Origin of the sequence: uncultured Campylobacter sp., assembly GCF_938045595.1 — a bacterium.
Lineage (GTDB): Bacteria > Campylobacterota > Campylobacteria > Campylobacterales > Campylobacteraceae > Campylobacter_B.
This window is the reverse complement of record NZ_CALIBB010000313.1, coordinates 13146-27445: the sequence shown is the minus strand read 5'-3', so window position 1 is coordinate 27445 and position 14300 is coordinate 13146. Positions and strand designations below refer to the sequence as shown.

General features: G+C 49.5%; 10 protein-coding genes. 7 read left to right on the top strand and 3 right to left on the bottom strand.

Going from position 1 to position 14300, the window contains the following annotated elements:
- Positions 1-1021: dihydroxy-acid dehydratase (locus tag Q0340_RS12030; protein ID WP_298083507.1), on the bottom strand; the 1021-nt coding region annotated here is incomplete at its 3' end.
- Positions 1022-1210: 189 nt separating this feature from the next.
- Between Q0340_RS12030 and Q0340_RS12025 the strand changes: the two genes are divergently transcribed.
- From Q0340_RS12025 to Q0340_RS12000, 6 genes are all read left to right on the top strand, one after another.
- On the top strand, positions 1211-3124 hold the full coding sequence (locus Q0340_RS12025; protein ID WP_298083506.1) for a TonB-dependent receptor: 1914 nt from the start codon (positions 1211-1213) through the stop codon (positions 3122-3124).
- Between the two features lie 47 nt (positions 3125-3171).
- Positions 3172-4131, top strand: a complete 960-nt coding sequence (locus Q0340_RS12020) for an ABC transporter substrate-binding protein (protein WP_298083505.1) — start codon at positions 3172-3174, stop codon at positions 4129-4131.
- Complete coding sequence (locus tag Q0340_RS12015) at positions 4125-4922, top strand: ABC transporter permease subunit (protein ID WP_298083504.1); 798 nt, start codon at positions 4125-4127, stop codon at positions 4920-4922. Before Q0340_RS12020 ends, Q0340_RS12015 begins: the two co-directional genes overlap by 7 nt.
- Positions 4922-5611, top strand: a complete 690-nt coding sequence (locus tag Q0340_RS12010; protein WP_298083503.1) for an ATP-binding cassette domain-containing protein — start codon at positions 4922-4924, stop codon at positions 5609-5611. Before Q0340_RS12015 ends, Q0340_RS12010 begins: the two co-directional genes overlap by 1 nt.
- Positions 5604-8252 carry an NnrS family protein gene (locus tag Q0340_RS12005; RefSeq protein ID WP_298083502.1) on the top strand — a complete coding sequence of 883 codons (2649 nt, stop codon included), beginning with the start codon at positions 5604-5606 and terminating at the stop codon, positions 8250-8252. Before Q0340_RS12010 ends, Q0340_RS12005 begins: the two co-directional genes overlap by 8 nt.
- A gap of 66 nt (positions 8253-8318) precedes the next feature.
- Entirely contained in the window at positions 8319-8648 is a 330-nt protein-coding gene (locus Q0340_RS12000; protein ID WP_298083501.1) for a cupin domain-containing protein, read from the top strand.
- 574 nt (positions 8649-9222) lie between these two features.
- On the opposite strand, the gene recJ is transcribed toward Q0340_RS12000, so the two are convergent.
- Both recJ and Q0340_RS11990 read right to left on the bottom strand, forming a co-directional pair.
- Entirely contained in the window at positions 9223-10803 is a 1581-nt protein-coding gene (gene recJ, locus Q0340_RS11995) for a single-stranded-DNA-specific exonuclease RecJ (protein WP_298083500.1), read from the bottom strand.
- Positions 10793-12424, bottom strand: coding sequence for a CTP synthase (locus Q0340_RS11990; protein ID WP_298083499.1), 1632 nt, complete (start codon positions 12422-12424; stop codon positions 10793-10795). Before Q0340_RS11990 ends, recJ begins: the two co-directional genes overlap by 11 nt.
- 138 nt (positions 12425-12562) lie before the next feature.
- Between Q0340_RS11990 and Q0340_RS11985 the strand changes: the two genes are divergently transcribed.
- Positions 12563-14011, top strand: a complete 1449-nt coding sequence (locus Q0340_RS11985; RefSeq protein ID WP_298083498.1) for a DUF945 family protein — start codon at positions 12563-12565, stop codon at positions 14009-14011.
- Positions 14012-14300: the final 289 nt, after the last annotated feature.

The window sequence follows — 14300 nt, the reverse complement described above, 5'->3', positions numbered from 1 at the left end:
CTAGACCCAGTAGCCCGTTGTCGCGGCGCGAAATTTCATTTATCACGGCGCTTAGTCCGCCCGCGCGGTCGATGTCCTCCATATGCACGCTTGGCAGGCTCGGGCTGATTTTGGCGATATGGGCTATCTTTCGGCTGATCTCATTGAGCCCCGCGATTTGTAAATTTACCCCCGCTTCGCGCGCGATAGCCAGGATATGCAGCACGGTGTTGCTGCTGCCGCCCATCGCCATATCGACGACTAGGGCGTTTTGGATCGATTTTTCGTTCACGATGTTGCGGATTTTGTATTTTTCATCGAGCGCTATCTCGCAGATGCGGCGTCCCGCCTGCCTGATGAGCTCCTCGCGCTCGGGAGTTAGCGCGGGCACCGTGCCGTTGCCTTTTAGCGCGATACCCATCGCTTCGCACAGCGTATTCATCGAGTTTGCCGTAAACATCCCGCTGCAGCTGCCCCCGCTCGGACAGGCGGCGCACTCGATCTCTTTTAGCTCCTCGGCGCTGATCTCTTTGGTTTCAAATTTACCCACCGCCTCAAACGCCGTGGATAGGTCGATCGGCTCGCCTTTTTTGGTGTAGCCCTTTTTCATCGGACCGCCGCTGACAAAAACCGTCGGCACGTTTACGCGAAGCGCGCCCATAAGCATGCCCGGCACGATTTTATCGCAGTTTGGCATACATACGAGGGCGTCTAGGGCATGCGCGTTCATCACCGTTTCTATGGAATTTGCGATCAGTTCGCGGCTAGGCAAGCTATAAAGCATCCCAGCATGCCCCATCGCGATGCCGTCATCCACGCCGATGCAGTTAAACTCAAACGGCACGCAGCCGTTTTTGCGGATCTCGTCTTTTAAAATTTCGGAGTATTTGTTGAGGAAAAAGTGCCCCGGGATGATCTCAATGAAGCTGTTTGCTACGCCGATAAACGGCTTTTCAAAGTCCTCGTCCTTTAGCCCGGTCGCTCTTAGCAAGCTTCTGTGCGGCGCGCGCGTATAGCCCTTTTTGATGATGTCGCTTCTCATTTTATGTCCTTGGATTGAAATTTGCGGATTTTATCACATTTAATAATAAATTTTACTTTTTCACGCCTATAAATACAACGTAGTAGCTTAGCATACGGGTTGAATTTGAAAGTAGATATTGACTCAAATCAAATAAATTTACTCTTAGTTGTAGTATAATTTATACCAATTATCAATTAGGGAGTTGAAATGAGAAAAATTTTGCTTAGTTCCTCGTTAATTTTTATGCTTTTTAGCGCGCAAGGAGCCTTTGGAGAGGAGGAAAGGCTTGCGGATTCAGATAGGTTCGGTCCTCTAAAATCCTTCGGTCCGCCTAAGTTCATCGCTCCGCCTTCGGCACAAAAGCAGACGTTAGAAAACCAATTCGATCGCGCAGATCGAAATTATTATTCTGCGGCAGACGCTATAGACGAGGCGATCTCATCGCTACGGCTAAAGAGCGGATTTTACGGCAGAAATTTTTATAACTCTGCTTTGACAAACTTCCGTACTAGCAAATTTTACGGTATTTTCAATCTCAACCACACAAAGGCAAACGGCTACAAGGACGGATTGGGCCGAGAGGTAGATTTTGGTTACGAGCGCTTCGCTCAAGCTGCGATTTTAGGTTTTGTGCCGAGCGAATATGCAGAATTTCGCCTTACGTATATGCATGACGATATAGCTGACGATAAGCAGCCCGAGTATCAGATGGATCCCGTAGATACCGATAGGCACATTGTGCGGTTTGACGGACGCTTAGGATTAGAGGAGCTTAGCAATACCGTAAGATTCGGAGCACGATATCGTAATATAAAGCGCGAAGCGAATAACTATAAGCTAAGAAATAGCCCACAAAATATGCAGATCAAGCTGAATCGTAAAATTTGGGATTATTATCTTAAATATGACGCAGATTTGGGCTCTTGGCATAATCAAATCGGAGCCAGCTACGAGCGCGACGAGCATCTAGGGCGAAGATTTCGTATAAACGGCAACCAGAGCATATTAAACGCGTATCGTTTCGCGGATTTGAATATAGATCGTTTTAAAATTTTTGACACATTAAGCTACGAATTTTCATCCGAGCACAAATTAACTGCGGCTCTAGCTTACGAAAAAGATATCGCTAAAGCAAAGAAAGCGGATCTTACGTTAGAAAATCCGCTAAATCCTGCGACGCTCTTTCCTAGCGCCAATATGTTGTGGCAAAATTTTTATGGGCGGCAGGTAGACGGCACGCTCAAAGAAGATGCTTATAGTGCGGAGCTGAAATACGACTTTACTCCGCAAAATCAGCTCTACGGCGTGCGGATAGCTCACATAGAGCGTATTGGAGATAACGTAGAGAAATTTAACTCTTTGGGAAATTTCGTCTATAATCGTGCGCAAAATCGCCTAATATCCCAAAGACCAGGCTCATCGATAGTGGGTAATCCGTTCTTGAAAAAAGAGGAGCATAACTTAGTGAAGCTCGAAGCTAAATTTAAAGATGGCGCGGATTATATGAAAAGCGCTTTCGGCGGGGATTTGGACGCGGGAGCATTCGTCAGCTACGACGACGTTAAAAATCTAATAATCTTCGATCGCGCTCGCGCACAGTATGGAATTTACGCAAATTCCGGCGATATAATAGCGCGAAACGTAGATGCCAAAATCATTCAGACTAGCGCGTATGCTAAATTTAACGTTACGCAAAATTTCGGTATCGCTGCAAAAGCCTACTATACCTACGGACAAAACGATACCGACGGTAGAGCTTTGTATCAAATCCGCCCGTTTGAGTTAAATTTAAACGTAGATTACAAGGACTATTTCGCATACGGCTCGTGGAACGTAGGAGCTGCAGCCAGAGCCGTAAGCAAGCATACGCGCGGTGATTTCGATGCAGCCAACGGGCTTGGTATAGACGATAAAGACGCGGCAAAGGGCTTCATGACGCTGGATCTGTATTCGGGTGTAAATATTCGAGATAAGTTCGGCGTGAAATTTGGAGTAAATAACGTGTTTGATAAAAAATACGCTGAGTTCATAAGCGCCGATCATATCGAGGCTTTTGCTCCGATTAGCACGATAAATGCTCCTGGTAGGACGTTTTGGCTGAGCTTTCATGCGGCGTTTTAAATTTGTATGACAAAGAGAGATATAAATTTTAAGTTAAGGAGTAACAGATGCAAAGAAGAAATTTCTTAAAACTAACGTCTGCGTTGGCGGCTAGCGGGCTTGCTAGCCCTCTTTTTGCAAAGGAAGCTTTTACTATCTACGGCGCGCCTGCGATGCCTAGCCTCATCATCGGCGTTGCGTGCATGCAGGGGCAGATCGGCAAAAAATACGACGCCAAGCTGGAGCTTTGGCGCGATCCCGATCAGCTTCGTGCAGGCGTGGCAAACGGCGAGTACAAGGTCATGATGAGCCCCAGCAACGTAGGGGTGAACCTCGCAAATCAGGGGCGCAAGATCGGCATGGTAAATATCCTCACCGAGGGGCTAAATTTCGTGATGAGCAAGGGCGAGAAGATAACGGAATTTGCGCAGCTGAAGGGCAAAAAGATCGTCATGCCTTTTAAAAACGACATGCTAGACATCATCGTGCGAGCCATAGCGAAAAAGCAGGGCATTAGCGGGCTAAACATCAACTACACCGCCAGCCCCGCAGAGAGCGCGCAGCTGTTTTTGGCCAAAGACTACGACGTCGCGATCACGGTGGAGCCGCTAGCAAGCGCCATGATCTTAAAGGGCAAAGTATCGGGCATCGCCGTGCAACGAGGAGCAAATTTAAGCGATATGTGGGCGCAGGCGTTTTCGGTAAAGCCCATAATCCCGCAAGCGGGCATCATCGCAGATACCGATTTTTACGCCGCAAAAAAGGCGGATTTTGAAATTTTCAATGCCGATCTGGCAGACGCGCTTGCGTGGATCAAAGCGAACAAACAAAGCGCCGCGGCGATCGGGACAAATTTCTTTCCCGCGCCGCCGCCTGCGATATTTATGAGTATCGATACGTCGAATTTATGCGTCAAAAAGCCTAGCGAGATCAAGGACGAGCTTTTGAAATTTTATGAAATTTTGATGGAATTTAACCCTAAGCTCATCGGCGGCGCGATGCCTAAGGACGAGTTTTTTCTATGCTAAAAATCGATAAAATTCGCAAAGCTCAAAACCCCGTGTTTTACGTCATAGACTATCTATGGGGCGGCTTTGCGAGCTTGGGGGTGGTGTGCTTTTTCGTAGCCGTCTGGCAGGTAGCGAGCGAGGCTTACGGGCCGCTCATTCTGCCAGAACCCGCGGCTGTTTTTTCTAAGGCGTGCGAAATTTTAAAAAATTTCGCCGCAAACGATCTGGCCTTGTCGCTTAAGCGCGCGCTTGCAGGCACCTTCCTCGCGCTTTTTGCGGGGATTTGCAGCGGGCTTGCGGCGGGGTATTTCAAAAGCCTGCGAGCCTTTTTAAACCCGCTAATTACCGTGCTTCTCTCGACGCCGCCCATCGTTTGGATCGTGCTTGCGATATTTTGGTTTCATTTCGGCGATATAAGCGTGCTTTTTACCGTCGTTATCGTCGTCGCGCCGATGACTTTTGCGTCCGCGGCGCAGGCGATGGCTAGCGTGAGCGCCGAATATACCGAGCTTTTCGACAGCTACAAAAGCTCAATTTTAAAAAAACTGCGCTACCTCTACGCGCCGCACCTAATCGAGCGGCTGCTTCCCGCGATCTACGTCGCGGTTAGCAACGGCGCGAAGGTGCTTGTGATGGCGGAGCTTTTGGGTGCGAACGACGGCATCGGCGCAAAGATCGCCGAAGCGCGCGTCAATATCGATACGGTCGAAGTCATGGCGTATGTGTGCCTAGTCATAGCCTTTACGGCGCTTTTCGATTATCTCGTGACCAAGCCGCTTCAAATTTTACTGATGCCGTGGAGCAGATGATGCTAAAAATTTCAAATCTGCGCTACGAAATTTTGCGCGACGTTATAATTTCAGATTTTTCGCTGCGGCTGCACGCAGGCGAAGTAAAGACGCTCTTTGGCCCCAGCGGCTGCGGCAAGACTTCGCTTTTGCGGCTGGTCTGCGGGCTGGAGGATAAAAAAAGCGGGCAGATCGAAAACGGCTTTAAAAAAATCAGCTTTTTGTTTCAAGAAAACCGCCTGCTACCGAACCTCACGGCGCTTAAAAATATTGAAATTTTTAGCCCCGCGGGCGTGAGCAAAATTTACGCCCTCGCCGCAAAGATCGGGCTAAGCCCGAGCGATCTGAACAAATTCCCGCGCGAGCTAAGCGGCGGTATGCAAAAGCGCACGGCGTTTTTGCGCACGATCCTTAGCGGCTGCGATCTGGCACTGCTTGATGAGCCGTTTGTAGGTCTGGATCGCGATCTGCGCGGCGTGCTGATCGAAATTTTAGTCTCAAAGATCGAGCGCGAGGGGCTTGCCTGCCTTTTGGTGACCCACGACCGCTTCGAAGCCGCACGCCTAAGCCACGAGATCATCGAGCTCAAGCCCAAAGGGATGGGGCTTAGACGCGTCGTGAGTCTAGATGAGCCGCTAAGCGCGCGCGACGAGCGGTACGAAGAGCGCGTGGTAAGCGAGCAGTTTGGGGGAGTGAGCTATTATGAGTAGGAATTTTATCTTTAGTGCGCGCAAACAGGGAGGTTCTGCACAAAATTTAAACTTACGTTGCGGCCCGGGCGCGGACGAGCGAGGCTTTGGCGAGTATCGCAATCCATGCGTGTGCAATCACGGGCGTTTGCCGGGCGCTAGATGCGATGACCTCAGCGCTCGCAGGCATGGGTTTTTACAAAGTATTAGATGTCGAGATGTCGGTGTGGGCGGGCACAAGCTCTTGCGAGATACTAAATGTTATGATTTCGTTGCTTGCATAGACAGGCCCTTTCGGGACATCGGATGCTGCGATCTTAGCGCAAGCGGATATAGCCTTTCGCAGGACGCCTGGCGCCGTGGTTTTGCTGCACCAAAATACGAACTGCGCAACCGTGCGAACTGCGATTATATCGTGAACGTGCTCCTGAACAGCGCAGCGCGCTACGGCTTTGCTGCGCGAAATACGGCGAGATTTAGCGGCGATACGTACTTCAGCGCGAGTGCCGGCTTGCAACGTAGCCCTAACGCGAGCGATCCTTTGCAGCGCGTATCCGATCGCCCTGCTCGTGCCGCCTGCCTGCATTGTGGATTTGGCGCGCAGCACAGCGCTCGAAAAGCCCTTTTGAGCGCCTACCGCTCGCTGTTTTGCGATGCAAGTGGGCTAGGTAGCGAGCAAAATCCCACTCTAGGCACCTTTTGTGCGGTGCGGAATTTTTTAAATTTACACGGCGCGCGTGATTTTAAGAATTTTGGCCCCGTAAATTTGAAGAAATTTAACCTCGCCACACTGCAATTTGCAAATTTAAAAAAGCAAATCCGCGCCGACAAAGGTATTGATAAGAGCGCTAATTCGCGCAATTTGACGAGTTTTCGACGCGAGACCCGCACGTCGCACGGATTGAGCCTCGGACGCAGAAATTGCAAAGTTGCGCAAAATTCTAAAATTTGTGCCTCGGGTTTTACACAAAATTTTAAAAATTTTGACTGGGGCTTGGAGGTCGAGCCCGTGCAAAATTTCAAAATTTACGCTTCAAATTTCACGCGAAATTTCAAAAATTCCGCTCGCAGCTTGGAGGCGGAACCCGCGCAAAGCTTTAAAAATCAAAATTCCGCGCAGGATTTCTGGCAAAATGGCAGCAGCTCCGAGCCAAATTCCGCGCAGGACTTCTCACAAAACGGCAAAAGCTACGATCAAAATTCCGCACAGGGCTTCTCGCAGAACATTAAAAATTCCGAACGGAATTTACCGCTAAGCTTCTTGCAAAGCGTTAAAAGCTCCGATCAAAGTCAAAACTCCAAACCCGCCCGCCCGCAAAGCTTTAAAAATCAAAATTTCGCGTGGGATTTCTCACAAAACGGGAGAAGCACCGAGCCGAATTCTGTTCAGAACTTCTCGCAAAGCGCTAAAAATTCCGATCGGAATTCCAAAGCTAATTCTACGCAAAGCCAAACTGAGCCCGTTTCGCCGCAGGAGCTCAAAAATTCCGAGTCGTGTTCGGTGCAGAAGCAAGAGCTAGGCTTTTACGCGCCTAAATTTAAAGATGAGCGCGCGAGGAATTTTTTCTCCCATCCGATGCGCGCTTTCGTTCTTTGCGCCTGCTTTTTTGCGGCGCTGGGCGCGCTTAGCTTTTTAGCGCCCGATGCGCTGGCGATCGATTATGTCGGCGCTCATAAGTTTTACTTTCTGTTTTTGGCGCCTTCGTGCATCTACGCGGCGTTTTTGCTTACCGCGCTGCCCGATTGGACGAACTTCGAGGGTTCGCTAAAGCCTGTTTCGCTCGCCTTTGCCGCCTGCCTGATCGCGGCTTTTATCGCGAGCTTTTTAAATTTACGGCTTGCGGCGGCGATTGTGGGGCTGTTTTGGGCGGTATTTTTCATCTTTGCGGCATGGCTTTTGTGGCTGGATAAAAACTCGAATAATTTTAGCATCCTGGCGGTCCTTGCGGCGTTTTGCGCCTGCTCTGCGGCCTACGGCGCGAGCGGGGATGAGAAGTTTTTGCTTAGCTTTGTGCATATCAACGTCGCGGCGATCGCCGTCGTAAGCTACCGCATAAGCGTCGTCATCGGCAACGAAGCGCTAAGAGAGGGCGGGCTGAAGGACGCCGTTTTTATTCCAAATTTTATCTACAAAAATTTAGCCGCTTTCCTCGCCTTCGCTTTGGCGCTCGCGACGCCATTTTTAAGCGAGGCGACGTGCGGATTTATCGCGCTTGGCATCGGATTTTTGTTTTTGGCGAAGCTTCGCGAGCTGCACTACGCCGAAATTCTAAGCCGCCACTATATGGCGTTTTACTACGCGCTGCAGGCTGCGTGCGCGGCGGGCTATGCGTGGTTGGGCTGGGAGCTGATACGCGGGGGATACGCTGCCGCGCCGCTGCACGTCATCGCGATCTGCTATATCTACGGAGCGATACTTTTTGTGGGAATGATCGCCGGACAGCGCCACAGCGGAATTTCGCCGCTAAATTTTCCGCGCCTAAGCCGCGCGGCGCTCGTTTTGGCTCTACTCGCGGGGGCTTTAAGAGCCGTTTTTGCGGGCGAGAGCTTTATTTTATACGTGATGATCCCCTCGGCGCTTTTCATCGCCGCGGTCGCGCTATATCTTATAAATTTCGTCCCGATCTTTCTGAAAAATCCTTTCAGCGCGGATCCGGATTGATGCTCATCAAAGCGGGCTTGCTAAATTTTAGCTAAAATCGATCAAATTTCATTTCAAGGAGAGCTTATGCAACACATCAAAAATATCGACGCCGCTAAGGCCGTAGAGCTTGCTTCGCTAGTCGAAGTATCCCCTCATAAGGTGATTTCGCGCACCCTCGCGCAAAATCCTGCGCTGAATATGACGCTTTTCGCCTTCGACGGCGGCGAGGAGATCAGCTCGCACAAATCCGACGGCGACGCGTTCGTTTACGTGCTTGAGGGCGAGGGCGATTTCACGATCGACGGGCAGAAACACCGCGTAAAAGCGGAGCAAAGCATCGTCATGCCTGCGGGCTTGCCGCACGCGATCTTCGCGCCGGTGCCGTTTAAGTGGTTTTTAGTGGTGGTTTTTTAGCCTCTAAGCTTAAGGGCGGGTCAAATTTTAAAATTTAGCCCGCCCGCCGCTTCATAAAATTTTATCCGAAATTCCATTTGCAGGGCCCTTATGTCTGCTTCAGACCGTTCCCGCTTGCCTTCGCAAAATTTTAAAATTTCAAAAACGTTTAAATTTTGCTTTTACCGCGCCCAAAAATTTCGTCTGTTTTGCAAACCGTGCGGGAGCTGAAAATAACGCATCGCGTTTGCGCACCGCGCCGAGCCCAGAAATCGCGCGCTTGAGCTCGCATCGCAAGTCAAATCCATAGCTCGCGCGTTAGATTTCAAAGTCGCGCCGAGCACTTAATATGCGTAGAGCATGCAAATGCGCGCCAAGCTAGTCGAGCAGATAGGCGCTGTAATAGGGCAATGCGCCGGGCGCGCAATACATATCGGGCGATTAGAGCAGACGAGCGCTGTAGTAGGGTAAACCCGCCGAGTGCGCAAACTGAGCTGAGCCCGAAAACTGCGCGCTTGAATGCACAGATCGTGCGTTAAATTTAAAGTCCGTGCCATGCGCGAAATGCACGCCAAGTCGGCCTAAATTTTAAAATTTAGCTTTCGCTCGGGCTTAGCTCCTTGATAATTAGCTCGGGCGTGATCGTGCCGCGGAAGTTGTTTTTGCTAATCGTAAAGATCACGTCGACCCGCTCGCCCGCGCGCGGCAAAAAGTCGTAGTTGAAAAACAGCGCCTCGACGCTGCCGCCGTTTTTATCAAGCGCCATTTTGATATGCTTGCCCTCCTTGCCGATCTCTCTGATATTGCGGGCGCGGGCGCCTTTGATACAAAAGAGCGGGCGCGGATTTTTCTGCCCGTAGGGCTCATAAAATTCCAAAATTTCAAGCAGCTCGAAGTCTATCTGCGACGCGTCCAGCTCTCCCAGCAGATCGTCTTGCGCGCTAAAATCGCTCAGATCCTTAGGCGTAATGCGCTCATTTACGCGCCGCTTAAACTCCTGAAGTAGCGCAGGATCGATCCCCACGCCCGCAGCGCCCTTGTGCCCGCCGAAGGTCGTTAAAATTTCGCTTTGCGAGGAGATTAGCTCTAAAATATCAAATTTACCGATGCTGCGCGCGCTTCCTTTGGCGCGTGAGTCACTTACGCTAAAGACGATCGCGGGCTTTTTGTAGGTCTTGCTTAGGCGGCTTGCGACGATGCCGATGATCCCTTCGTGCCACTGCGGACCCCACACGACGATGACGTTGTCGCTCGGATCGACGCTTTTTACGATCTCGTCGTAGAGGTTTTTCTCCTCCTCTTTGCGCGAGTTGTTGATCGAATTTATCGTCTCTAGGTAGTGGTTTGCCTCTCTGATATTTTTGGCGCATAGGAAGTTATACGACATCGTAGCATCGTCCATCCGCCCCGTGCAGTTGATTAGCGGCGCGATCGTGTAGCTAATATCGTCGAATTCGAAATGCTTTTTAAAATAATGCTCTTTAATCGCCTTGAAGCAGGCGCGGTTTGAGCTATTTAGCCGCTTGATGCCGAAGCGCAGCAGCGCGCGGTTCATGTCGCGCAGCTCCATCATATCGGCGATTATGGCGATGATGAGGATATCCATAGAGCTTGCCATATCGTAGTTCACGCCGAGGGTTTCTTTTAGCGCGCCTACGAGATACCAGGCCACCTGCGCGCCGCAAATTTCGATATTTGGGAAGGTGCAGTCAGGCTGCTTCGGATTGATTATCGCGTAAGCTCTCGGCAGCACGGGCGGGGGCATGTGGTGATCGGTGATGATGAGATCGATCCCCTTTTGAGCGCAAATTTCGGCAGCTTCCGTCGCGGAGGTGCCGTTATCTACGGTGATGATGAGATCCACGTCCTCAAGCTCGCCTATGATCTCGCTGTTTAGCCCATATCCGTCGGTAAAGCGGTTTGGTATCTTGATAACGTAATCCGCGCCTATTTGATTGAAAAAATCGCTCATTATGACGGTGCTTACAATACCGTCGACGTCGTAATCGCCGACTACGGCTATGCGCTGGTTTTCTTCGATGGCAGTTTTTATGCGCAAAGCCGCCTTATAGGTATCTTTCAGATCGCAGGGTAAGGGAATTTCAGAAATTTTAGTATGCCGATCGTTCGCAAATCTCGATTTTAGAATTTCCCTTATCTCATTTTTACCTAGCATTTTTTATAGATGCTTCGATAAAGCCCAAAATAGCGGGATTTGGGCGCACTAGACGGCTGGTAAATTCCGGGTGAAACTGCACGCCCAGAAAAAACGGATGGTTTTTTAGCTCGATCGCTTCGATAAGTCCGTCGCTCTCGCCGCAGACGATAAGCCCGTGCTTTTCAAACTCGGCGCGGTACTTCGGATTGGCTTCGTAGCGGTGGCGGTGGCGCTCGCGGATAGTTTTTTGCTCGCCGTAAATTTTACTCAAAAGCGAGCCTTTTTTGACGTCGCAGTCATAGCCGCCCAGCCGCATAGTGCCGCCCATAGGGGATTTGTGCGTGCGGATCTGCTTTTTGCCGCTTGCGTCGATAAAGCTGTCGATGAGGTAGATCACCGGATCTTCGGTCTGCGGGTCAAATTCCGAGGAGTTGGCGTTTTTCAGTTTTAAGACATTGCGCGCAAACTCCACCATCGCAAGCTGCATCCCTAGGCAAATTCCCAAAAATGGCACCTTATGCACCCGCGCGTAGTTTATGGCTAAAATTTTACCCTCTATCCCGCGCGAGCCGAAGCCGCCTGCTACCAAAATTCCGTTTACGTCGCGGAAAATTTCATCCACATTTGCAGCTTCAATTTTTTCGCTATCTACCCACTTTAAGCTTATCCGCGTATCAAGCGTCGCGCCCGCGTGGATGATCCCTTCGGTGAGGGATTTGTAGCTTTCTTTCAGATCGATATATTTGCCGACGAAGGCGATCGTGGTTTCGTTCGTAGGCACGATGACGCGCTTAACGAGGCTGTCCCAGTTGCTCATATCGACTTCGAGCTTATTTAAGCTTAGAGTCTCCGCGATCGGCGTTAAAATATCCTGCTTCAAAAACGCAAGCGGGATCTGATAGATGCTCGCGCTATCGGGGCTTTCGATGACGCAGTTTTTATCCACGCCGCAGCTTAGCGCGATCTTATCTTTAAGCGCGCGATTTAGCGGCATTTCGGAGCGGCAGATTATCATATCGGGGCTGATACCGATGCGGCGCAGCTCGCCTACGCTGTGCTGCGTGGGCTTGGTTTTGAGCTCGCCCGCTACCTTGATGAAAGGCACGAGCGTGAGGTGGATATTCATCGTATTTACTCTACCCAGCTCCACTCTCATCGCGCGGATCGCCTCTAAAAACGGTAGCCCCTCGATGTCGCCTACGGTGCCGCCGATCTCGACGATCAGCACGTCGTTGCCCTCGCCCGCCTTTTTTATACGACGCACGATCTCGCCTACGATATGAGGGATCACTTGTATCGTCTTGCCCAAATAATCGCCTCTGCGCTCCTTTTCGATGACAGAGCTGTAAACTTTGCCCGTGGTAAAGTTGTTGTCTTGGCTTAAATTTTCATCCAAGAACCTCTCATAATGTCCCAAATCCAGATCGGTCTCCGCGCCGTCGTCGGTGACGAAAACTTCTCCGTGCTCCAGCGGGCTCATGGTGCCGGGATCGACGTTGATATAAGGATCCGCCTTTAGGATGCGCACCTTTTGCCCCGCGTGCTTTAAAAGCGTCGCGATCGACGCCGCCGCAATGCCCTTACCCAGCGAGCTCAGCACTCCGCCGGTGACGAAAATATATTTCGTTTGTTTTGCCATAAGTTTTCCTAAATTTTGATATTAATGTTGCGATTATAACTTCTTTTAGGTTAAAGCACACTAAGCTAGAATTTGAAAATTTTAGAAATTTACGGCAAAATACGCACCCAAATAAATTTTAAATTTAAAGGAGAGATGATGAAAAAGATCATCGCGGCTTTAGTGCTCATCGTAGCGCTTATAGTGGGCGTTTTTGTGGCGACGAAGGACGCTAAAACGGGAGTAGCTAAAAGTGTAAACGATAGCATAACCAAAACGGTTGACGGTGCGGTCGGCAAGAGTGCCAGCGCGGCGATTGAGCAGCAGATTGCGGAATTTATCGCTAGAAACGAAATTTTCGAGACTAAGAGCGCTAAATTTTATCCTGGAGATAGCAACTCAAGCGGCTTTATCGAAGGCGTAGTAAAAAAAGAGAAACTGCAAAAAAGCCTTGCTGAAGGCTTTAGCAAGCTAAAGGAAAAAGCAGGCGCGCAAGATAGCAACGATACGGACGAGCCAGATCCTGCTAAAATTTTCCCGGAGGATTTTGCTTTTCGCTACGACTACACTATTAAGCATAGCGTAAAAAACGCTGCGGATGGATTTGAGAGCGACGGAATTTTAACGATTAAGACGCCATATTACGCGGAGCCTTGTAAGAAGCTGTTTAAGACTGACGCGCCGCTTAGCACGCATCTAAACTACGGACCTACAGAGGTTAAATTTAGCGCAAAGCTAGCCGATATAAATGTGCTCGAAGATGGCGGAATAGGACGTCTTGCAGGCCTTAGCCTAAACGGCACGAGCGATATGAGCGGAAAAACGATAAAAGCCTTGGGCTTTAAAATCGGTGAAATTTTTATAGACGACGGCAAGGATTCGGGTCTTGATGTGAAGGATCTTATCTATGAGGCAAACTTTAAAAACGGTATCCAAGATCTAGACGATAATATAACTAAGCTCTTTTTGAATGACATAGATTTTGCAGGCAGCACAAAAGAGCTCGTCGTAACTGTAGATAAGCAGCGCTTCGTCGTAGTTACGGATATGAGCACGGAAGGTAGCTACCGCGTAAAAGATGGAATTTTAAATTTCAACGAAAGCGATAAAGCCCAAAGCCTAAAAATCGCCGACGTGCTAGTGCGAAACATCCATTTAGGTGTCGATACCAGCTTTAGCGCCGCACTTTTCGAAAAATATCTGTCTGTTATCTCAAATCCGCAAGAAGGCGAAAAATTAGCGGAAAATAAAGAGCTTTTTATGAAGCTGCTAAAAGATGATATGAAAATCAACGTGAATGATTTTTCGTTTGAAAATAGCCTCGGCAAGAAATTTGCTTTTAACGCAAGCGCGCTAGTAGGCGGCTACATCGACGAGACGCAGCTTTTTAAGCGCATGAGCTTGGACGGCAAAGCTACGATAAATACGACCATCACGGACTTCCTATCGCCTTATGACAGCTTGCGCGATTTTGCGTCGATGGCGGAAGTTTACGGCTCGCAGTTTCTTAAACCTGATGGAGATGGGGTTAAGATGGAGTTTAGCTTCGATAAGGCAAGCAACTCTATGATCTTAAACGGAAAGCCTATCCCGCTACCGCACAATTAAATTTTTAAGCTTTGCGGGCAAATTTTAAACCTGTTCGCAAAGCTTTTTTGTTTCTTACTTTTTCGGAGCAGAATTTCGCAAAGCTCCGCGCAAATTTTTACCTAGAAAATTCCGTGGCGGCGCCATAAAATTCCGCTCGAATTTTACCGCATCTTTTCCGTCCGCTTCGTTAAATTTTAAATCTATAAGCCAAAATAATGACAGATAGACTTAAGCAATTTTGGCTATAATGCGCGGTTTTGCAGCGCAGCTAGCGTAAATTTAAAAGACGGCGGAGATGAGCGGCATT